Here is a 19,865-nt window from a genome sequence, read left to right as displayed (position 1 = left end):
ACGAAGGGCCGGCCCGATCATCGGGCCGGCCCTTCGTCGTACGTCGGGGTCAGATGCCCTGGCCGTTGCTCTCCGACTGCGAGGCGAGCGCGGCCGGGGGCGGGTTCTGGGCCGGGGTGCCGGCGGTCTTGCGACCGCGTGAGAGCCGGCGCTGGACGTACTGGGCCAGCTTCGACAGCGAGTAGTTCACCAGGATGAACATCACCGCGATCACGACGTAGACCTGGATCGGGTTGTCCAGCGCGCCGATGATCTGCTTGCCGATGTTCAGGGTCTCCTCGTAGCTGATGATGAAGCCGAGCGAGGTGTCCTTGAGCACCACGACGAGCTGGCTGATCAGCGCCGGCAGCATGATCCGGAACGCCTGCGGCAGCAGGATCATCCGGGTGGTCTGCGCCGGGGAGAGCCCGATCGCGGCAGCCGCCTCGGCCTGCCCGCCGGGCAGGCCCTCCATGCCGGAGCGGAGGATCTCGGCGATCACCACGGAGTTGTAGATGGTCAGGCCGATGACCAGGTACCACAGCGTGTCGAACGAGACGCCGAACTCGGGGAAGCCGCGGGCCACGAAGAAGATCGTGATGACCACGGGCAGGCCCCGGAACACCTCGACGCAGACCCGGGTGACCGCCGACAGCAGCATGTTCAGCCCGCGCAGCAGGTACGCCAGCGGCGTGGCGAGCCCGGTGAAGCGGCGCCGGGTCAGGCTCTTGAGCTGGATCCGCAGCACCGCGAGCAGGGTGCCGACCACCAGCGAGGAGACGATCGCCAGGGCGGCGGCGGTCAGCGTGTTCTGGAAGCCGGTGCCGATGCGCTTCCACACCAGCGAGAAGTTCTCGTTGGAGGGGTCGATCAGCGGCCCCCAGAGCTCCATCGAGAACTGGCCCTTGTCGTCCAGCGGACGGTAGACCAGGAAGTACGCGGCGGCGAGCAGCAGCACCGTCGCCACCACGCTGCCGATCAGCGTGAGCCGGCGCTGCCGGGGGCCGGGGACGTCGTAGAGGACGCTCTGCTGGCTCATCGGGCCACCGCCTGCCGCTTCTCGATCCGGTCGAGGAGCGCGCCGAGGGGGACGGTCATGATCAGATATCCGATCGAGATGCCGATGGCGACGGGCACGAAGGCGTAGCCCTCGGCCGAGGTGAGCTGGTCGGCGGTCTGCGAGAGGTCGCCGACCACGCCGAAGAAGCCGACCAGCGCCGAGTTCTTGATCATCGCGATGATCACCGAGCCGAGCGGCACCACCGAGGCCTTCCAGGACTGCGGCAGCACCACGTACCGCAGGTTCTGGCCGAAGGTGAGACCCAGCGACCGGGCGGCCTCCGCCTGGCCGGCGGGCACGGCGTTCACGCCGGAGCGCAGCGCCTCGCAGACGAACGCCGCGGTGTAGAGCACCAGCGCGATCAGCGCGAAGCGGAAGTACGGCAGATCGGTGTCGAGCCGGCTGAACACCGCGTCGAGGCCGGGGACGCGCAGGAAGTCCGCGTTGGAGCCGAGCGCCGGCAGGCCGAACGCGGCGAAGAACATCACCACGGTCAGCGGCATGTTGCGGAAGACGTTGACGTAGCCGGTGCCGACCGCCCGCAGCGGCGGCACCGGGGAGATCCGCAGCACCGCCAGGACGGCGCCCAGGAGCAGGGCGCCGACCGCGGCGAGTACGCAGATCTGGAGGGTGAGCCAGAAACCACCCGCGAAGACGTCGAACTTGTCGATGAGCACACTCACGGGCCGGTCTTCCTCCCCACCCTCCAGATCAACGGATCAGCTCAGTAGCGGTTGACGGTCGGCGCGGCGCCGAGCTCGGCACCGAACTTGCCGGCGGTGTCGTCCCAGGCCTTCTTCCAGCTGCCGTCGGCGAACGCCTTCTCCAGCGTGTCGTTGACGAAGTTGCGGAAGTCGGTGTCCTCCTTCTTCACCCCGAGGCCGTACGGCTCCTTGGTGAAGTTCTCGCCGGCCAGCTTGAACGACGCCTCGTCCTTGGCGATGTAGCCGAGCAGGATCACGTTGTCCGTGGTGACGGCGTCGACCTGGCCGCCCTTGAGGGCGTCGCGGCACTTGTCGTAGGTGTCGAAGAGCACCAGCTGGGTGGCGACGTCCTTGACGTACTTCTTGATCTCCTCGGCAGGCGTGGAGCCGGTGACCGAGCAGACCTTCTTGGCGCCGTCCTTGAACGAGTCCGGCCCGGTGATGGCGGCCTCGTCCTTCTTCACCATGATGTTCTGGCCGGCCTCGTAGTACGGCCCGGCGAACGCGATGCGCTCCTTGCGCTTGTCGTTGATCGTGTAGGTGGCGGCGACCAGGTCGACCGTGCCGTTCACGATCACGTCCTCGCGGACCTTCGAGGGGGCCTCGACCCACTCGATCTTGTCCTCGGGGATGCCCAGCTCCTTGACGATGATCTTCGCGACCTCGACGTCGAAGCCCTCCGGCTTGCCGGAGAGGCCCTTCTGGCCGAAGCCGGGCTGGTCGAACTTCGTGCCGATCTTGATGGCCTGGGCCTTGTTGAGGCGCTCCATCGTGCTGCCGGCGGCGAAGGACTTGCTGCCGGCGCCGGTGCCCTCGTCGGCGTCGTCGCCACCGCAGGCGGTCATGCCGAGCGCCAGGGTGGCGGCCGCCGCGAGCGTCGCTACGCGCGTGATACGCATTTGATCTCCTTCTTCGACGGAACCCGCCGGGGGACGGCGCGCTCCAGGTACGGACGCCTAGTGCGTGAGGATCTTGGAGAGGAAGTCCCGGGCCCGCTCGCTGCGCGGGTTGGCGAAGAACTCGGCCGGCGGCGCGTCCTCGACCAGCTGCCCGTCGGCCATGAAGATGACGCGGTTCGCCGCGTGCCGGGCGAAGCCCATCTCGTGGGTCACCACGACCATGGTCATGCCCTCGCGGGCCAGCGACGTCATCACGTCCAGCACCTCGCCGACCATCTCCGGGTCCAGCGCGCTGGTCGGCTCGTCGAAGAGCATCGCCTTGGGCTGCATGGCCAGCGCCCGGGCGATCGCCACCCGCTGCTGCTGACCGCCGGAGAGCTGGGCCGGGAACTTGTCGGCCTGGTTGGCGATGCCCACCCGGTCGAGCAGGGCCAGGCCGCGCTCGCGCGCCGCCGCCGGCTTCTCCTTGCGGACCTTGACCGGCCCGAGGGTGACGTTCTCGAGGATCGTCTTGTGCGCGAAGAGGTTGAACGACTGGAACACCATGCCGACCTCGCTGCGCAGCTTCGCCAGCGCCTTGCCCTCGGCCGGCAGCGGCTGCCCGTCGAAGGTGATCGTGCCGGAGCTGATCGGTTCGAGGCGGTTGATGGTGCGGCACAGCGTCGACTTGCCGGAGCCCGACGGGCCGATCACCACGACCACCTCGCCGCGCCCGACCGACAGTGAGACGTCGTCCAGCACGTGCAGCGGCCCGAACCACTTGTTGACCGAGTCCAGCACGATGAGCGGTTCGCCCGTCGTCACGTCGTTCACCGTCCCTGTCGTCGCGCGGGGTCGGGTGACCCCCGGTTGGGCAACTGTAGGCGGGGGGATGTGGCGGGACGCAACTCAGTTGGTCACGGAGCGATAACACCAGTTCGTAACGGGGTCAAGAGTCCGATTTTGACCGCGCTCCGGCCCGCCCGCGTAGCGGGGACGGGGCGGCCGGGGAGATCATGTGGGGATGACGGAACCGGTACGGCTGACCCGGTACGCCCGGGGTGGCGGCTGCGCGTGCAAGATCCCCCCGGGGGAGTTGGAGACGATGGTCGCCGGGCTCGGCCCGGCCACCGGCACCGCCGAGCTGCTCGTCGGGCTCGACCACGGCGACGACGCCGCGGTGGTCCGGCTCGACGAGCGCACCGGCTTGGTCACCACGGCCGACTTCTTCACCCCGGTGGTCGACGACGCGTACGACTGGGGGCGCATCGCCGCGACCAACGCCCTCTCCGACGTGTACGCCATGGGCGGCACCCCCCTCGTCGCGCTCAATCTGCTCTGCTGGCCGCGCGACGTGCTCCCGCTGGAGCTGGCCCGGGAGGTGCTGCGCGGCGGGCAGGACGTGGCCCGCGACGCCGGCTGCCACCTCGCCGGCGGGCACAGCGTCGACGACGAGGGCCCCAAGTACGGGCTGGCCGTCACCGGGGTGGTCCGGCCGGAGGAGCTGATCACCCTGGACGCGGGCCGGGCGGGATTGCCGCTGTCGCTGACCAAGCCGCTCGGCGTCGGGGTGCTCAACACCCGGCACAAGGCCACCGGCGAGAGCTTCCCCGAGGCGGTCGCCGCGATGACCACCCTCAACCGGGACGCGGCGCGGGCCGCGGTGGCGGCCGGCGTCCGCTGCGGCACCGACGTGACCGGCTTCGGCCTGCTCGGGCACGCGTCCAAGCTGGCCCGCGCGAGCCGCCTGACGGTGGCGATCGACGCCTCCCGGGTGCCCTACCTGGCGGGCGCCCGGGAGGCGGTGCGCGACGGGCACGTCAGCGGCGGCAGCCGGCGCAACCTGGAGTGGGTCACCCCGTGGACCGACTTCGGCGGTGTGCGCGAGGAGGAGCGGCTGCTGCTGGCCGACGCGCAGACCTCGGGCGGCCTGCTGGTCGCGGGCGAGCTGCCGGGCGCCACCGTGGTCGGCGAGCTGCTGCCCCCCGGGGAACACCGCGTGCTCGTGCGCTGAGGACGGCCCCCGCCCCGGCCCCTGGCCGCGGCTTCGGCAACCGGATGACGCCTGCCCCGTGCCGTCGGCGCGGGGCGGTCGTCGGGCCGGGCGCGGCCGGGGCCGGAAGGATCTCTGCCGGCCGGCGTGTGGCGTCCGGAGCGGGCCACCGTACCCGATAAACTGTCACCTTTCCGCTACTCGGAGCAACGGCGCTCGAGGAAATTTTGCCCGGAATGGTCACAGACCGGTAACTTGCCCCCGGCTGAGGTCATATGCACCCCACCATCGTCAGTAAGGCCCGATCCGGAGGCCGGTGGGACGAGCACAGCGAGGAGGCGGCATGACCGAGCTGTGGAACTGGAGAATCGAGCAGGTGCGGCCGGTGGAGGTCTACCCGGCACTGGCCGAGGCGCTCGGCCGGGTGGTGATGCCCCTGGCGGCGGCGGACCCCGCCCGCCTGCCGACGTACGCGGTGATCTGCGACGTCTGGCAGGCGCCGGGGGAGTTCGCCACGATCGTGGACTGCTACGGGGTGCCCGAAGGGCTGCCCGAACACGGCAGCATCGCCGCGCTGGCGCGGCTGCTGGACCGCAACTGCCTGCTGCGCGACGACACGCTCGACGCCGGGCGGCACCTGCTCGTCGCGCCCGACGGCACGATCCGGCCGGTGCACTTCGACGTCCGGGAGACCGACGACGGCGAGGTGCTCGCCGACCGGCGGCTGTGCACCGACGCCGATCCCCGCTGTCGCGGCTGGTCGCAGTGCCACCGCTCGCGCTGGGCGCCGGACTCGGTGCTCCCGGCGCTCGCCGCCGCCTGACCCCGCCCGCCGACCCGCCGGCCCTGCCGGGGCGTCCGGCCCCGGGGTCTCCGGCGGGCGACGAGGCCCTCGTCGGCCCGGCGGCGGGGTCAGCCCGCCGGGCTGGCGGAGCGGCCGCCGCGTACCTCCAGCTCGGCGAGCAGGGTCGCGGTGGCCGCGGCGACGGCGGCGACCGCCGCGTCGAAGGCCGCGGCGTTGTGGGCGGCGGGCTTGCGGAAACCCGAGATCTTGCGGACGTACTGCAACGCCGCGGCGTCGACGTCCGCCGGGGTCACCTCCTCGACGTACGGCTCACGCAGGGTCTTGATGCTCCGGCACACGGCTCCTCCTCGTTCGGTCCGGTCGGGTGGTCCCGGATACGCTGTCCGGGTCATGACTACCGCAGCGGCGAGCAGCCCGCGCACCTATCAGGTGCGCACCTACGGCTGCCAGATGAACGTGCACGACTCCGAGCGCATCTCCGGCCTGCTGGAGCAGGCGGGCTACGTGCGCGCCGCCGAAGCCGACGACAACCCGGACGTGGTGGTGTTCAACACCTGCGCCGTCCGGGAGAACGCCGACAACCGGCTCTACGGCAACCTCGGTCACCTGCGCCCCGTCAAGGCCAGGCACCCGGGGATGCAGATCGCCGTGGGCGGCTGCCTCGCCCAGAAGGACCGGGGCGAGATCGTCCGCAAGGCGCCCTGGGTCGACGTGGTGTTCGGCACGCACAACATCGGGTCGCTGCCGGTGCTGCTGGATCGGGCCCGGCACAACGCGGCGGCCGAGGTGGAGATCCTCGAGTCCCTCGACGTCTTCCCCTCGACGCTGCCCACCCGGCGCGAGTCCACGTACGCCGGCTGGGTGTCGATCTCCGTCGGTTGCAACAACACCTGCACGTTCTGCATCGTGCCCTCTCTGCGGGGCAAGGAGAAGGACCGCCGCCCCGGCGACATCCTCTCCGAGGTCCGCGCCCTGGTCGACGAGGGCGTGCTGGAGGTGACCCTGCTCGGGCAGAACGTCAACTCCTACGGCGTCGAGTTCGGCGACCGGCTCGCCTTCGGCAAGCTGCTGCGCGCCTGCGGCGACATCGAGGGGCTGGAGCGGGTGCGGTTCACCAGCCCGCACCCGAAGGACTTCACCGACGACGTGATCGCCGCGATGGCCGAGACGCCCAACGTCTGCCACTCGCTGCACATGCCGCTCCAGTCCGGCTCCGACGACGTGCTGCGGGCCATGCGCCGCTCGTACCGGGCCGAGCGCTACCTGGGCATCATCGAAAAGGTCCGGGCGGCGATGCCGGACGCGGCGATCACCACCGACATCATCGTCGGCTTCCCCGGCGAGACCGACGCCGACTTCGAGCGCACCCTCGATGTGGTCCGCGAGGCCCGGTTCTCCTCCGCGTTCACCTTCCAGTACTCGAAGCGCCCCGGCACGCCGGCCGCCACCATGGACGGCCAGCTGCCCAAGCAGGTCGTGCAGGAGCGCTACGAGCGGCTGATCGCCTGCGTGGAGGAGATCACCTGGGCGGAGAACAAGAAGTTGGTGGGGGAGACCGTCGAGGTGCTGGTCGCCGTCGGCGAGGGGCGCAAGGACGAGCGCACGGGCCGGATGTCCGGCCGCGCCCGCGACGGCCGCCTGGTCCACTTCGCCACCGGTGCGAACGGCCAGCACGGCGAGGCGGGCTCCCAGGCCGGGCGGATCCGCCCCGGCGACATCGTGCACACCACCATCACCTACGCCGCCCCGCACCACCTGAACGCCGACGGCGAGCCGCTGGCGCACCGGCGCACCCGGGCCGGCGACGCGGCCGAGGCGGGGCGCGCCCCGCGTACGCCGGGGGTGCTGCTCGGGCTGCCCACGATCGGCGCGCCGGCCGCGGCGCCCGCGCCGACGACCGGCTGCGCCGCGCACTGACCCGCGACCGGCCGGGGCCCGCACGCGCGGGCCCCGGCCGGTGCGCTCAGCCGGTCAGACCTGGATCCGACCGGCGCCCGCGCCGGCGGTCACGATGGACTTCACGCTGCTCGCGGCGTCCAGGCTGTACGAGTACGGGATGCTCTTGACACTGCCGCCGGCCTGGCCGCTGCCGGAGTTGACGAAGTGGTTGTTCCGGGCGACCAGCGTGCCCGGGCCGGAGTCGCCCTCACCGAGGTGGTACGGGTCGTCGACGTTCTCGAAGTAGTTGCCCTCGACGAGCACCCCGGCGTTCTCCGTGGACGCCACGCCGTAGCCGCCGTTGCTGTCGTAGTAGTTGTTGAACACGTGGACCGGGTTGCCGAAGCGGACCCGGGGGTGGCGCTGGGTGCTCTCGTCGAACCAGTTGTGGTGGTAGGTCACCCGCAGGTGGCCGGTGTCCTGGCTGCCGTTGCTGTCGCTGTGCCCGAGCAGCATCGACTTGTCGTGGTCGTAGACCCGGTTCCACGACACGGTGATGAAGTCCGAGCCCCGCTTGATGTCGACCGCGCCGTCGGTGCCGTTGGTGAAGCTGTTGTGGTCGATCCAGATGTTGGTGGCCGACTCCTGCACGTTGATCGCGTCGTCGTTCCAGTTTCGGAAGGTCAGGTTCCGGATGATGACGTTGCGGTCGCCGTTGATGTTGAAGCCGCAGCCGGAGATGGTCGCGCCGGGGTTGCCGAGGATGGTCTTGTTGGACCGCACCCGCAGCATGCCGGAGCAGGAGATGGTGCCGGAGACCCGGATCACCGCCGCGCTGCTGGAGCCGACCGCGCTGGTCAGGGCCGAGGCGGTGGTCACGGTGACGGGGTTGCCACTGCCGCCGGTGGTGCCGCCGTTCTGGGTGGCCCAGCCGACCAGCCCGGTGGGGGCGGCCGAGGCGGGCGCGGTGCCGGCGGTCAGCGCCCCCGCGGCGAGCAGGGCGGCGCTGGCGGCGGCGGTGAGCAGGGTGGTGCGACGTCGGGACGTACGCATGGTGCTTCCCTTCGGTGGTGGCGGGCTCGCGGACCGTGGGGCCGACCCTGCGACGCCGTGCCCGGTGGCGTCTGGTCGGCGGGGACGGCGGTCGGCGGCCCCGCGGATGCGGACTGGCTACGCGAAGTTGCGGCTCCCTTGCTGGCGCTCACGAGTAATCAGGTAAGCGCTTTCCTGATGTAAACACAGACATCCATCGATGTAAAGGCCTGGCTCCGCCCGTTACGCCGATCGGCGCCCCTCGATGCGTCAAACCGTCGCGTCCCCGGCCGGACGGCTGCGGGCGGACATGCGGAAGCCCCCGGTCCGTGGCGGATCGGGGGCTTCCGTGGTTGCTCGGCCCGAGGTGGCTCGGTGGCCGTCGTGGTGCGTAGGTCCGGCTCAGCCGGCCTGCTCGGCGAGCTGGAGGAACTGCCGCTTGGACGCCAGCGCCTGCTCGGCCTCCTTGACCCGCCGGGCGTCGCCGGCAGCCTGGGCCCGGGCCAGCCGCTCCTCGGCCTCGGCGACCTGCGCACGCATCTGGGCGAGCAGGGGGTTGTCCTCCTTGGTGGTGCGCCGCCAAGCGGAGTCCATCACCTCGCGGACCTTCTCGTCGATGGCGCGCAGCCGGCGCTCCAGCCCAGCCGCCGCCTCGCGGGGCACCCGGCCGGCCTCGTGCCACTGGGCCTGGATCTCTCGCAGCTTGGCCTGCGCGCCCTTCGGGTCGCCGTCGACGTCCAGCGCCTCGGCCTCGGCGAGCAGCGCCTGCTTGCGTTCCAGGTTGCCCCGCTGCTCGTTGTCGCGGGCGGAGAAGACCTCGCTGCGCCGGGTGAAGAACTCGTCCTGCGCGCCCCGGAACCGCTCCCAGAGCTTCTGCTCGGCCTCCTTGGAGGCCCGGGGAGCGGCCTTCCACTGGTTCATCAGTTCCTTGAGCTGGTTGGCGGTGGCCGCCCAGTCGGTGGAGTCCTTGAGCTTCTCGGCCTCGGCGACCAGCTCCTCCTTGACCGTCTGCGCCTGCTTGCGCTGCGCGTCGAGGGAGGCGAAGTGGGCGCCCCGGCGACGGGTGAAGCCGTCGCGCGCGGCGGCGAACCGCTTCCACAGCTCACCGTCGGCCTTCTTGTCAACCCCGCGGATGGTCTTCCACTCGTCGAGGATCTCCTTGAGCCGGTCCCCGGCGGTCTTCCAGCCGGTCGACTCGGCGGCCAGCTTCTCCGCCTCCTCCACGAGGGCCTGCTTGCGGGCGAGCGCCTCGCTGCGGGCGGCGTCCCGGGCGGCCTTGGCCTCGCCGGCCTTCTCCTCAGCCACCGTGGCGAGCCGGTCCAGTCGAGCGGCCAGCGCGTCGATGTCGCCGACGACGTGCGCCTCGGCCAGCGACGCGCGGATCCGCCGGATGGTGGTCAGTGAATGGCCGGCGTCGGCGGCGCCCGAATTGAGCCGGGCCTCCGTCAGGTTGACCTCGGTCACCAGGTCGTCGAAGCGGCGGGCGAAGTGGGCCAGCCCCTCCTCGGGCGCTCCCGCCTGCCAGGATCCGACCACCCGCTCGCCGTCGGCGGTCTTGACGTACACGGTGCCGTCCGCGTCCACCCGTCCGAAGGCAGTCCAGTCGCTCATGTGCCCATCCTCGTTCTCCCGGCGTCGGGGAGCAGTCCCGCGATCGCCGCCACGGCGCAGCAAAGTTTCCCCCGGCATTGTCACAGGTGCGACCCCGTTCCCGTCGAGCGCCTATCGCCGACCGTGACCATACGGTGTCCTAGCGCCCGCGGACAGGCTCCCTGGGAGGAGTGTCGGAATCCGGCGTACGACGTACCGTACGACGTATCGGGACGGGTGGGTCTCGTCGGCGGCGTGTCGACCCGGCAGCCGGGCGGCCACCGAGGCAGACCCGACCAGGCAGAGACCCGCCGGAGCGACCCGCCGGAGCGGACCGGCGGGCGGGAGCGGCGCCGAGAGTCCGGGTGCGGGGCGCGCGGCGCCGTCGTGCCGATACCGTTGCCGGGTGCCCCTGGTCGCCGCTGCCGTCTGCCCCCACCCGCCGCTGATCGTCCCCGAGCTGGCCGGCGCCGCCGCGCCCGAGCTGGACGAGCTCCGTGCCGCCTGCGACGCCGCCGTCGCCGGGCTGCTCGCCGCCGGCCCCGAGGTGATCGTCCTGGTCGGCGGCGGGCCGGAGACCACCCGCTTCAACGCGGCCGATCACGGCTCGCTGCGCCAGTACGGCCTCGACCGGCACGTGCGGTTGTGGAAGGTGAACTGCGCGGGCGGCGAGCGGCTGCCGCTGAGCCTGACCGTCGGCGCGTGGTTGCTCGGGCGTTCCCGCACCGAGCTGCCCCGGCTGGCCCGCTCCGTCGCGTCCGACGCCTCCCCGGCCGAGTGCGCCGAGCTGGGTGCGGCGCTCGGCGCGGCGACGGAGCCGCGTACCGCCCTGCTGGTGACGGGGGACGGGTCGGCCTGCCGCGGCCCGAAGTCGCCCGGCTACGACGACCCGCGCGCCGAGGCGTACGACGACGGGGTGGCCCGCGCCCTGGCCGACGCGGACGCCGAGGCCCTGCTCGACCTGGACCCGGACCTGTCGGCGCAGCTGAAGGCCGCCGGCCGCGCGCCGTGGCAGGTGCTGGCCGGCGCGGTGCGCGCGACGGGCGGCGACTGGCGCGGCGAGCTGCGCCACTACTCGGCGCCCTACGGCGTCGCCTACCTCGTGTCGTCCTGGGCGCCGGCGTGACCACCCGTCCACCGGCCGGGACGGTCGTCGCCGTGGTCGGGCCGACGGCGGCCGGCAAGTCGGCGCTGAGCATCGCCCTCGCGCACGCCCTCGACGGCGAGGTGGTCAACGCCGACTCGATGCAGCTCTACCGGGGCATGGACGTGGGCACCGCCAAGCTCACCCCGGCCGAGCGCGAGGGGGTGCCGCACCACCTGCTGGACATCTGGGACGTCACCGAGCCGGCGAGCGTCGCGGAATACCAGCGGCTGGCCCGCGCCGCCGTCGACGACGTCCTGGCCCGGGGCCGGGTGCCGCTGCTGGTCGGCGGCTCCGGCCTCTACGTGCGGGCGGTGCTGGAGCGCTTCGAGTTCCCCGGCACCGACCCGGCGGTGCGCGAGCGGCTGGAACGGGAGCTGGCCGAGGTCGGCCCCGCGCCCCTGTACGCCCGGCTGCGCGAGGCCGATCCGGCCGCCGCGGCGGGGATCCTGCCCGGCAACGGCCGGCGGATCGTCCGCGCCCTGGAGGTCATCGAGCTGACCGGGGCGCCGTTCACGGCCGCGCTGCCCGACCCCACCCCGTACTACCGCTCGGTGCAGCTCGGGGTGGACCTGGACACCGCGCTGCTGGACGAGCGGATCGCCCTGCGGGTGGACCGGATGTGGGTCGACGGCCTGGTCGCCGAGACCCGGGACCTGGTCGCGCGCGGGCTGCCCGAGGGCCGTACGGCCAGCCGCGCGCTCGGCTACCAGCAGGTGCTGCGCTTCCTCGCCGGGGAGCTGACCGAGGCCGAGGCGCACGACGAGACCGTCCGGGCCACCCGGCGCTTCGTCCGGCGGCAGCGGTCCTGGTTCCGCCGCGACCCGCGGATCCACTGGCTGGACGCGTCGGCGCCGGACCTGATCCCGGCCGCGCTGCGCCTGCTTCCCGCCGCTGCGCGATGATGGGGGCGTGCAGTTCACCAAGGGCCACGGCACCGGCAACGACTTCGTCATCCTGCCCGATCCGGACAACCGGCTCGACCTGACACCGGGGCTGGTCGCGGCCCTCTGCGACCGGCGGCGCGGCCTCGGCGGCGACGGCGTGCTGCGGGTGGTCCGGGCGGCCGCCCATCCGGAGGGCGCCGGGACGTCCGGCGAGGCCGAGTGGTTCATGGACTACTGGAACGCCGACGGGTCGTTCGCGGAGATGTGCGGCAACGGCGCCCGGGTCTTCGTCCGCTACCTGGTCGCCTCCGGGCTGGCCGAGCCGGAGGAAGGGGCGCTGCCGGTGGCGACCCGGGCCGGCGTCGTGCGCGCGCTGGTCACGGCCGACGCCATCGCCGTCGAGATGCGCCGCCCTCGGCTGTACGACACGGCGACCGCCACCCTCGGCGGGCTGACCCTGCCCGGCACGGCCGTGGACGTGGGCAACCCGCACCTGGTCTGCGCGCTGCCGGCCGGGCTGGAGCTGACCGCGCTCGACCTCACCCGGGCCCCCGACGTCGACCCGCTGGTCTTCCCGGCCGGGGTGAACGTGGAGTTCACGGCGCCGGGCGAGCCCGTCGACGACACCGACGGCCACGTGCTCATGCGCGTGTACGAGCGCGGCTCCGCCGAGACGCTCTCCTGCGGCACGGGCGCCTGCGCGGTGGCCGCGGTGGCCCTGCGCGACGCGGGCCGGGACACCGGCGTGCTGGCGGTGGACGTCCCCGGCGGACGCCTGTCGGTCACGGTGACCGAGGACTCCTGCTGGCTGGCCGGCCCGGCCACCCTGGTGGCCACGGGCACCCTCGACCCCACCACCCTCGCAACCCCCTGACCGCCCCTCCCACCCCCGCCCCTCCCCAGGGCGCGTCGATCATGCACTTGTGGTGGGCGTATTGCCCTCTGGCACCCCATTTGCGGGGCGCCACAACTGCTCGATCGACCCGACGGGGGCGGGGCGGGCGGGCGGGGCGTGGGGGTCAGGGGGTGGCGCTGGCTTCGGCGGCGATCTCGGGGAGGTCGGCGGGGCCCGGGTCGGCGGCGGGGGCCGGGGGCGGGTTCTGGGCGGCGGCGCGGACCGCCGCGGCGACCGCCGGGGAGACCCGGGAGTCGAAGACGCTGGGCACGATCACCGTCGGGTTGATCTTGTCCTCGCCGACCACGTCCGCGATGGCCCGGGCCGCCGCGATCGCCATCTCCTCGGTGAACTCCTCGGCGTGCGCGTCCAGCATGCCCCGGAAGACGCCCGGGAAGGCGAGCACGTTGTTGATCTGGTTCGGCTGGTCGGAGCGGCCGGTGGCGACCACGGCGGCGTGCTTGCGCGCCTCCCGCGGGTCGACCTCCGGGTCCGGGTTGGCCAGCGCGAAGACGATCGAGTCCTTGGCCATCGTGGCGATGTCGTCGCCGGTGAGCAGGTTCGGCGCGCTCACCCCGATGAATACGTCCGCGCCGCGTACCGCCCCGGCCAGGTCGCCGGAGTAGTTCTCCTTGTTGGTGTTCTCGGCCAGCCACTGCCAGGCCGGGTTGAGCCCGCTCTGGCCGCGGTGCAGGGCGCCCTGCCGGTCGTACGCGATGATGTCGCCGACGCCCTGACGCAGCAGCAGCTTCATGATCGCGGTGCCGGCCGCGCCCGCGCCGGAGACCACGACCCGGACGTCCGCGAGCTGCTTGCCCACGACGCGCAGCGCGTTGGTCAGCGCGGCCAGCACGCAGATCGCGGTGCCGTGCTGGTCGTCGTGGAAGACCGGGATGTCCAGCGCCTCGCGCAGCCGCGCCTCGATCTCGAAGCAGCGGGGCGCGGCGATGTCCTCCAGGTTGATCCCGCCGTACGCCGGGGCGATCGCCTTGACGATCTGCACGATCTCGTCGGTGTCCTGGGTGTCGAGCACCACCGGCCAGGCGTCCACCCCGCCGAAGCGCTTGAACAGCGCGGCCTTGCCCTCCATGACGGGCAGCGACGCGGCCGGCCCGAGGTTGCCCAGGCCCAGCACGGCGGAGCCGTCGCTGACCACGGCCACGGTGTTGCGCTTGATGGTCAGCCGGCGGGCGTCGGCCGGGTTCTCCGCGATCGCCATGCAGACCCGCGCCACCCCTGGGGTGTACGCCCGGGACAGCTCGTCGCGGTTGCGCAGCGCCACCTTCGAGCTGACCTCGATCTTGCCGCCGAGATGCAGGAGGAAGGTCCGGTCGGAGACCTTGCGCACGTCCACGCCGTCCAGCGCCGTCAACGCGTCGACCACCTGGTCGGCGTGGCTGGCGTCGGCGGTGTCGCAGGTCAGGTCGACGAGCACGTGGGTCGGGTCGGAGTCCACCACGTCGAGCGCGGTGACGATCGCCCCTGCCTCACCCACGGAGGTGGTCAGCCGGCCGATCGAGGACGCGTCCGCCGGCACGGCGATCCGAATCGTGATCGAGAATCCGGCACTTGGAAGTCGGGTGATGGCCACGGGATCCCTCCGTCGACGCTGAACGGCTCGCCCCGCATTTCTACTCGCCCCGGCCGGCCCCTCCGGCATCCGCCCCCACTTTTGTGGCCCGTTCGAGCGGGCATATAGCGGGTGCGTTCCGCGTTGGCACATGTCAGGATTGCTCGGTACGTGACAGAACGGACAGGAGACCGGCTTGCACAACCAGGAGACCCTTCTTCCCTACGAGGACGACGAGCTCGACGCCACCACCGGTGAGCTCGAGCTGTCGGAGCGGCAGGCGCTGCGGCGGGTCCCCGGCCTCTCCACCGAGCTCGCGGACATCACCGAGGTCGAGTACCGCCAACTGCGCCTGGAGCGCGTGGTCCTCGTCGGCGTCTGGACCGAGGGCTCGCAGAGCGACGCCGAGAACTCCCTCACCGAGCTGGCCGCGCTGGCGGAGACCGCCGGCTCGCAGGTGCTCGAGGGGCTGATCCAGCGGCGCACCCGCCCCGACCCCGCCACCTACGTCGGCCGGGGCAAGGTCGACGACCTCGGCTCGGTCGTGCTCTCCACCGGCGCCGACACGGTGATCTGCGACGGTGAGCTGTCGCCGTCGCAGCTGCGCAACCTGGAGCAGCGCACCAAGGTCAAGGTGGTCGACCGCACCGCGCTGATCCTCGACATCTTCGCCCAGCACGCCAAGAGCAAGGAGGGCAAGGCGCAGGTCGAGCTGGCCCAGCTCGAATACCTGCTGCCGCGCCTGCGTGGTTGGGGTGAGACCCTCTCGCGGCAGACCGGTGGTAGCGGTCGCGGCGGCGGCGCCGGCGGCGGCGTGGGTCTGCGCGGCCCCGGTGAGACGAAGTTGGAGACCGACCGGCGCCGGATCCGCCACCGCATCGCCCGGCTGCGCCGGGAGATCAAGGGCATGAGGACGGTACGCCAGACCAAGCGCGCCCGGCGTTCCCGCAACGCCGTGCCGGCCGTGGCCATCGCCGGCTACACCAACGCCGGCAAGTCGAGCCTGCTCAACCGGCTGACCGGGGCGGGCGTGCTGGTGGAGAACGCCCTCTTCGCCACCCTCGACCCGACCACCCGCAAGGCCACCACGGCCGACGGGCGGCTCTACACGCTCTCCGACACGGTCGGGTTCGTCCGGCACCTGCCCCACCAGATCGTCGAGGCGTTCCGCTCGACCCTGGAGGAGGTCGCCGAGGCCGACCTGGTGGTGCACGTCGTCGACGGCACCCACCCGGACCCGGAGGAGCAGGTCCGGGCGGTCCACGAGGTGCTCGCCGAGGTGGGCGCCGACCGGCTGCCCGAGCTGCTGGTGGTCAACAAGACCGACGCCGCCGACGAGGAGACGCTGCTGCGGCTCAAGCGGCTCTGGCCGGAGGCGGTCTTCGTCTCCGCGCACACGGGTCGCGGCATCGACGGGCTGCGCGAGGCCGTCGAGTCGCGGCTGCCCCGCCCGGCCGTGGAGGTCCGCGCGGTGCTGCCGTACGACCGGGGCGACCTGGTGGCCCGGGTGCACCGTCAGGGCGAGGTGCTGAGCACCTCCCACCTGGCGGAGGGCACCCTGGTGCACGTACGGGTCGGCGAGGCGCTCGCCGCCGAGTTGGCGCCGTTCCGGGCGGACGAGGGCCAGGCGGTCGCGGGCGCACGGTGACGGCCTCCCGGCGTCACGCGTCGGAAACGCCCGGCATGCGACACTGATTCAATGCGCCGCGCTGTTTCTTCGGTCACGGTCGCCCTCGGCTTGCTGGGGGCGACCGTGGCGTGTACCGGAGTCGCCCTGGCGGCGGCGCCCGCCTCGGCCGCGTCCCCGCTCGCGGCCGCCCCCGGCAAAAAGCGGTGCACGGTCACCGACGAGCGGCTGCGTGAGCTGTCGGGCCTGGTGGCCACCAAGAGCGGCTACATCGTGATCAACGACGGCACCGAGGTGGAGAGCCGCAAGCGGGTCTTCTTCCTCGACACCAAGTGCGGGATCTCGAAGGAGCCGGTCCGCTACTCGGGCGAGGGGCCGTTCGACACCGAGGACCTGGCGCTCTCCCCGGACGGCACGACGGTCTGGATCGCCGACACCGGTGACAACGTCACCAGCCGGGAGCGTCGCGAGCGGGTGGCGGTGTGGAGCATGCCGGTCAACGGCTCCAAGCGGCCGCAGCTGCACCGCCTCTCCTACCCGGAGGGCAAGCCGCACGACGCCGAGGCGCTGCTGATCGGCGACGACGGCAACCCGTTGATCATCACCAAGGTGATGTCCGGCAAGGCCCAGATCTTCACCCCCGCCGAGAAGATGAAGAGCGGGGACACCCCGGCCGTACCGATGAAGAAGGTCGGCGAGATCAGCCTGCCGGAGACCGACACGGACAACCGGCTCGGCGCTCCCGGCCGCGTGGCGATCACCGGCGCGGCCCGGTCCCCCGACGGCTCCCGGGTGGTGGTGCGCACCTACGCCGACGCCTTCGAGTACGACGTGACCGACGGCAACGTCGTGGGGGCCCTGACCGGCGGCAAGCCCCGGGTGACGGCGCTCGCCGACCCGTTCGGTGAGGCGATCACCTACAGCCCCGACGGCAAGACCTTCCTGACCGTCTCCGACGGCGGCCAGCTCGACGAGGACGCGCCGATCGACATCCTCGGTTACACGCCCTCCACGGAGGGCGCGAAGCCGGTGGCCGGCGGGGGCGACGCCCCGAAGAAGGCCGGCCAGTCCTGGGTCGACGGTCTGAGCCTGAGCGACATCACGTACCTGATCGCGGCCGTGGGGGTGATCGGCGCGCTGATGGTGGCGGCGGGTGTCTTCGGCATCCTCCGGTCCCGGCGCAAGCCGGCGCCTCCCCGCGGCGACGACGGACCGGACCGCGGCGACGCCCTCGTCGACGACCGGCGCGGGCCGGCGGACGACGGCTTCCGTCCGCCGGGCGACCGGGGTCGGGGCGGCGTCTACGGCGGTGCGCCGGCGGCCGGCGTCTACGGCGGCCCGGCCGGTGGGCGCGGCGGTCCCGCGCCGGCCGGCGGCGGGGGCCCCGGCGCCGCCCGTCCGGCCGGCGGTGGCGTCTACGGCGGCGCCCGTCCGGCTGCTGGCGGCGGGGTCTACGGCGGCGGTCGCCCGCCGGTGGACGGACCGCCCGGCCTGGGCGGGCCGCCGCACGGTGGCGGCGGACGGCAGGGCGGCGGCGGTGGCCGCCAGGGTGGTGGCGGACGTCAGGGTGGCGGTCGCCCCGGTGCCGGTGTCTACGGTGGCGGGGGGCAGCCGGGCGGCGGCGTCTACGGCGGTGGCCGGGCGGAGCCGCCGCGGCGGGGCGACGAACCGGACCCCCGTGGCCAGCGGCGGGCCCGCCGGCGTGACGACGGCCCCGACGACGGTCGCGGCTACGGTCACGTGCCCGGTGGCGGCCGGGGCTACCGGGGCGACCGTTACTGAGGGCGCTGGGCCCGCCGGACACGGCGAAGGACGCTCAGGCCCTGGCGGAGGCTCAGGCCCTGCGGAGGCTGAGGCCCTGCGGTTGAGCGGCAGCGGTGCCCGGGTGACCGCCGAGGGCGGCCACCCGGCGCGGCGGCGGCGGATCAGATGCGGCGCAGCACCGCGACGACCCGGCCCATGATGGTGGCGTCGTCGCCGGGGATCGGGTCGAAGGCCGGGTTCTGCGGCATGAGCCAGACGTGCCCGTCGCGGCGGCGATAGGTCTTCACGGTCGCCTCGCCGTCGAGCATGGCGGCGACGATGTCGCCGGCCTCGGCGGTCGGCTGCTGTCGGACCACGACCCAGTCGCCGTCGCAGATCGCCGCGTCCAGCATCGAGTCGCCCTTGACCTGGAGCATGAAGACCTCGCCCTCACCCACCAGCTCGCGGGGGAGGGGGAAGATGTCCTCCACGGCCTGCTCGGCCAGGATCGGGCCACCGGCCGCGATCCGGCCCAGCATCGGCACGTAGGCCGGGGCGGGGCGCTGCGAGCGGGCCAGTTCCTCGTCGACGTCGGCGGGGGCCCGGACGTCCACGGCGCGCGGCCGGTTGGGGTCGCGGCGCAGGAAGCCCTTCTTCTCCAGCTCCTTGAGCTGGTAGGCGACGCTGGACGGCGAGACCAGGCCGACGGCCTCGCCGATCTCGCGCACGCTCGGCGGGTAGCCGTGCCGCTCGACCCAGGTGCGGATGAACTCCAGGATCCGGCGCTGCCGCGCGGTGAGATCCACCGTCGCGGGGTCGGGGAAGGCGCTGACCACCGGGGTGACCGGGCGCACGGCGGGCTGCCCGGTCCGGCTGCGCGCGGCGCCCCGGCGTCGGGTGGCCGGCGGTCCCGCCTCGGTGATCTGCTGCGGGCTCTTCGGCCGGCTGGCCCGATCCTCGGTCACGTCCGTCCTCCCTGGTCGGCGCTGGGTGCCTTGGCGGCTCGTGGTGCGTGCGGTGGTGCGAGCTGACCGGTGGACGGAGGATTCCGCGCCCGGTTGTTCAAGACCGTATAGGTGAGATCGGTCATTTTCAAACATCTGTACGACCTTGCTCGGCGTGTCGGCGTGAAAAACCGCTCCGCTCGTACTCGTGTTCTGATAAATGGTACGTCGGGTCGAACGGGTGTTCGACTTCCGTCCGATCGTCGGCCGTTTCGCGCCGACCGGACCGGTAACCCGCGGGGGCGTCGGACGGTTGGTCCTCCGGCGGGCGGCGGTGCCGGTCGCCCCGGGAGTCGGGTGACGCGCCGGACACGCCGGCCAACTTGACCTCCGATCCGCAGCGGCCTACGGTCAACCCCTAGATGTAGTAGTCACACGGGCGTAAGTCGCCTACAGGTTGGGTTCGACTACCGACCGCACTCCGGCACCGTCGACACGGCGAAGACCATCGGCAGATGGCTCCGTCGCGCTGACGCGTGCCCGGGAAGCGGTCTGCGGGCCCGCGATCGATGAAGGAGGTCGGGTGCGATGCGGTGTCCGTACTGCCGACACGCCGACTCCCGGGTGGTCGACTCGCGGGAGGCCGACGACGGCCAGTTGATTCGCCGGCGGCGATCCTGCCCGGAGTGCGGCAAGCGGTTCACCACCGTCGAGGAGGCGGTCCTCGCGGTCGTCAAGCGCAGCGGGGTGACCGAGCCGTTCAGCCGCACGAAGATCATCGGCGGGGTGCGCAAGGCGTGCCAGGGCCGGCCCGTGGACGACGACTCGATCGCGCTGCTCGCGCAGAAGGTCGAGGAGACCGTCCGGGCCAAGGGGGCCGCCGAGATCCCCAGCCACGAGGTGGGGCTGGCCATCCTGGGCCCGCTGCGGGACCTGGACGAGGTCGCCTACATGCGGTTCGCCAGCGTCTACCGGTCGTTCGACTCGCTCGCCGACTTCGAGCGCGAGATCGAGACGCTGCGAGCCGCCGCGCGCGCCCGGGAGGGCGCCGGGGCCGACGCGGCCGAGGCCGCCGGCCGTACCAGTTGAAGTTTCTCTTGCAGGTGATGACAGTCGGATCGGGCGGCGGGTGGCCG

Annotated in this window: 18 protein-coding genes; 9 read left to right on the top strand and 9 right to left on the bottom strand. The window is 72.7% G+C overall.

The annotated features are described in order from the left end of the window. Nucleotides 1–49: 49 nt before the first annotated feature. The 4 genes from DER29_RS03460 to DER29_RS03445 are packed head-to-tail and all read right to left on the bottom strand — an operon-like array spanning nt 50 to nt 3,455. Nucleotides 50–1,018, bottom strand: a complete 969-nt coding sequence (locus tag DER29_RS03460) for an amino acid ABC transporter permease (protein WP_121395989.1) — start codon at nt 1,016–1,018, stop codon at nt 50–52. Further along, nucleotides 1,015–1,722 (bottom strand): amino acid ABC transporter permease, encoded by a 708-nt coding sequence (locus tag DER29_RS03455; protein ID WP_121395988.1) that lies wholly within the window; start codon nt 1,720–1,722, stop codon nt 1,015–1,017. The genes DER29_RS03460 and DER29_RS03455 overlap by 4 nt, the downstream gene beginning before the upstream one ends. 41 nt (nt 1,723–1,763) lie before the next feature. Then, nucleotides 1,764–2,642 (bottom strand): glutamate ABC transporter substrate-binding protein, encoded by an 879-nt coding sequence (locus DER29_RS03450; RefSeq protein ID WP_121395987.1) that lies wholly within the window; start codon nt 2,640–2,642, stop codon nt 1,764–1,766. 57 nt (nt 2,643–2,699) lie between these two features. Continuing rightward, nucleotides 2,700–3,455, bottom strand: a complete 756-nt coding sequence (locus DER29_RS03445) for an amino acid ABC transporter ATP-binding protein (protein WP_121395986.1) — start codon at nt 3,453–3,455, stop codon at nt 2,700–2,702. Nucleotides 3,456–3,645: 190 nt separating this feature from the next. Here DER29_RS03445 and selD point away from each other — a divergent pair, with 190 nt between their 5' ends. Then, nucleotides 3,646–4,635, top strand: coding sequence for a selenide, water dikinase SelD (gene selD / locus DER29_RS03440; protein ID WP_121395985.1), 990 nt, complete (start codon nt 3,646–3,648; stop codon nt 4,633–4,635). Between the two features lie 322 nt (nt 4,636–4,957). Next, entirely contained in the window at nt 4,958–5,437 is a 480-nt protein-coding gene (locus DER29_RS03435; protein WP_121395984.1) for a hypothetical protein, read from the top strand. 89 nt (nt 5,438–5,526) lie between these two features. On the opposite strand, the gene DER29_RS03430 is transcribed toward DER29_RS03435, so the two are convergent. Then, on the bottom strand, nt 5,527–5,757 hold the full coding sequence (locus tag DER29_RS03430) for a DUF2277 family protein (protein WP_121395983.1): 231 nt from the start codon (nt 5,755–5,757) through the stop codon (nt 5,527–5,529). 52 nt (nt 5,758–5,809) lie between these two features. Here DER29_RS03430 and miaB point away from each other — a divergent pair, with 52 nt between their 5' ends. Beyond that, nucleotides 5,810–7,336 (top strand): tRNA (N6-isopentenyl adenosine(37)-C2)-methylthiotransferase MiaB, encoded by a 1,527-nt coding sequence (miaB, locus tag DER29_RS03425; RefSeq protein ID WP_121395982.1) that lies wholly within the window; start codon nt 5,810–5,812, stop codon nt 7,334–7,336. 54 nt (nt 7,337–7,390) lie between these two features. On the opposite strand, the gene DER29_RS03420 is transcribed toward miaB, so the two are convergent. Both DER29_RS03420 and DER29_RS03415 read right to left on the bottom strand, forming a co-directional pair. After that, nucleotides 7,391–8,350 (bottom strand): polysaccharide lyase family 1 protein, encoded by a 960-nt coding sequence (locus tag DER29_RS03420; protein WP_121395981.1) that lies wholly within the window; start codon nt 8,348–8,350, stop codon nt 7,391–7,393. Between the two features lie 381 nt (nt 8,351–8,731). Further along, the gene (locus DER29_RS03415; protein ID WP_121395980.1) at nt 8,732–9,940 is read right to left on the bottom strand and encodes a DUF349 domain-containing protein; all 1,209 of its coding nucleotides are present in this window, start codon (nt 9,938–9,940) and stop codon (nt 8,732–8,734) included. Nucleotides 9,941–10,325: 385 nt separating this feature from the next. Between DER29_RS03415 and DER29_RS03410 the strand changes: the two genes are divergently transcribed. From DER29_RS03410 to dapF, 3 genes are read left to right on the top strand one after another with little or no spacing between them, the layout of a single operon-like run. Then, nucleotides 10,326–11,045: a hypothetical protein gene (locus DER29_RS03410; RefSeq protein ID WP_121395979.1), complete on the top strand. Its 720-nt coding sequence runs from the start codon at nt 10,326–10,328 to the stop codon at nt 11,043–11,045. Further along, nucleotides 11,030–11,968, top strand: coding sequence for a tRNA (adenosine(37)-N6)-dimethylallyltransferase MiaA (gene miaA / locus DER29_RS03405; protein ID WP_370040239.1), 939 nt, complete (start codon nt 11,030–11,032; stop codon nt 11,966–11,968). The genes DER29_RS03410 and miaA overlap by 16 nt, the downstream gene beginning before the upstream one ends. A 7-nt stretch (nt 11,969–11,975) precedes the next feature. Continuing rightward, entirely contained in the window at nt 11,976–12,824 is an 849-nt protein-coding gene (dapF, locus tag DER29_RS03400) for a diaminopimelate epimerase (protein WP_121395977.1), read from the top strand. 145 nt (nt 12,825–12,969) lie between these two features. Here dapF and DER29_RS03395 read toward each other — a convergent pair whose 3' ends face one another. After that, nucleotides 12,970–14,436 (bottom strand): NAD-dependent malic enzyme, encoded by a 1,467-nt coding sequence (locus DER29_RS03395; RefSeq protein ID WP_199729110.1) that lies wholly within the window; start codon nt 14,434–14,436, stop codon nt 12,970–12,972. A gap of 175 nt (nt 14,437–14,611) precedes the next feature. Between DER29_RS03395 and hflX the strand changes: the two genes are divergently transcribed. Then, nucleotides 14,612–16,063 (top strand): GTPase HflX, encoded by a 1,452-nt coding sequence (gene hflX / locus DER29_RS03390; protein ID WP_121395976.1) that lies wholly within the window; start codon nt 14,612–14,614, stop codon nt 16,061–16,063. Nucleotides 16,064–16,114: 51 nt separating this feature from the next. Further along, nucleotides 16,115–17,824 carry a hypothetical protein gene (locus DER29_RS03385; protein ID WP_121395975.1) on the top strand — a complete coding sequence of 570 codons (1,710 nt, stop codon included), beginning with the start codon at nt 16,115–16,117 and terminating at the stop codon, nt 17,822–17,824. A gap of 143 nt (nt 17,825–17,967) precedes the next feature. Here DER29_RS03385 and lexA read toward each other — a convergent pair whose 3' ends face one another. Continuing rightward, nucleotides 17,968–18,750, bottom strand: a complete 783-nt coding sequence (lexA, locus tag DER29_RS03380) for a transcriptional repressor LexA (protein ID WP_121395974.1) — start codon at nt 18,748–18,750, stop codon at nt 17,968–17,970. A 567-nt stretch (nt 18,751–19,317) separates the two neighbouring features. On the opposite strand from lexA, the gene nrdR reads away from it, so the two are divergent. Then, nucleotides 19,318–19,818 (top strand): transcriptional regulator NrdR, encoded by a 501-nt coding sequence (gene nrdR / locus DER29_RS03375; protein ID WP_121395973.1) that lies wholly within the window; start codon nt 19,318–19,320, stop codon nt 19,816–19,818. Nucleotides 19,819–19,865: the final 47 nt, after the last annotated feature.

Origin of the sequence: Micromonospora sp. M71_S20 (assembly GCF_003664255.1) — a bacterium.
Taxonomy (GTDB): Bacteria; Actinomycetota; Actinomycetes; order Mycobacteriales; family Micromonosporaceae; genus Micromonospora.
This window is presented reverse-complemented; position numbering and strand designations above follow the sequence as displayed.

What these genes read in the sequence shown, in the direction of transcription:
- selD (WP_121395985.1), top strand. Translation starts at nt 3,646, where the DNA reads ATGACGGAACCGGTACGGCTGACCCGGTACGCCCGGGGTGGCGGCTGC.
- DER29_RS03420 (WP_121395981.1), bottom strand. Translation starts at nt 8,350, where the DNA reads ATGCGTACGTCCCGACGTCGCACCACCCTGCTCACCGCCGCCGCCAGC.
- miaB (WP_121395982.1), top strand. Translation starts at nt 5,810, where the DNA reads ATGACTACCGCAGCGGCGAGCAGCCCGCGCACCTATCAGGTGCGCACC.
- DER29_RS03385 (WP_121395975.1), top strand. Translation starts at nt 16,115, where the DNA reads ATGCGCCGCGCTGTTTCTTCGGTCACGGTCGCCCTCGGCTTGCTGGGG.
- DER29_RS03450 (WP_121395987.1), bottom strand. Translation starts at nt 2,642, where the DNA reads ATGCGTATCACGCGCGTAGCGACGCTCGCGGCGGCCGCCACCCTGGCG.
- DER29_RS03460 (WP_121395989.1), bottom strand. Translation starts at nt 1,018, where the DNA reads ATGAGCCAGCAGAGCGTCCTCTACGACGTCCCCGGCCCCCGGCAGCGC.
- DER29_RS03435 (WP_121395984.1), top strand. Translation starts at nt 4,958, where the DNA reads ATGACCGAGCTGTGGAACTGGAGAATCGAGCAGGTGCGGCCGGTGGAG.
- DER29_RS03415 (WP_121395980.1), bottom strand. Translation starts at nt 9,940, where the DNA reads ATGAGCGACTGGACTGCCTTCGGACGGGTGGACGCGGACGGCACCGTG.
- nrdR (WP_121395973.1), top strand. Translation starts at nt 19,318, where the DNA reads ATGCGGTGTCCGTACTGCCGACACGCCGACTCCCGGGTGGTCGACTCG.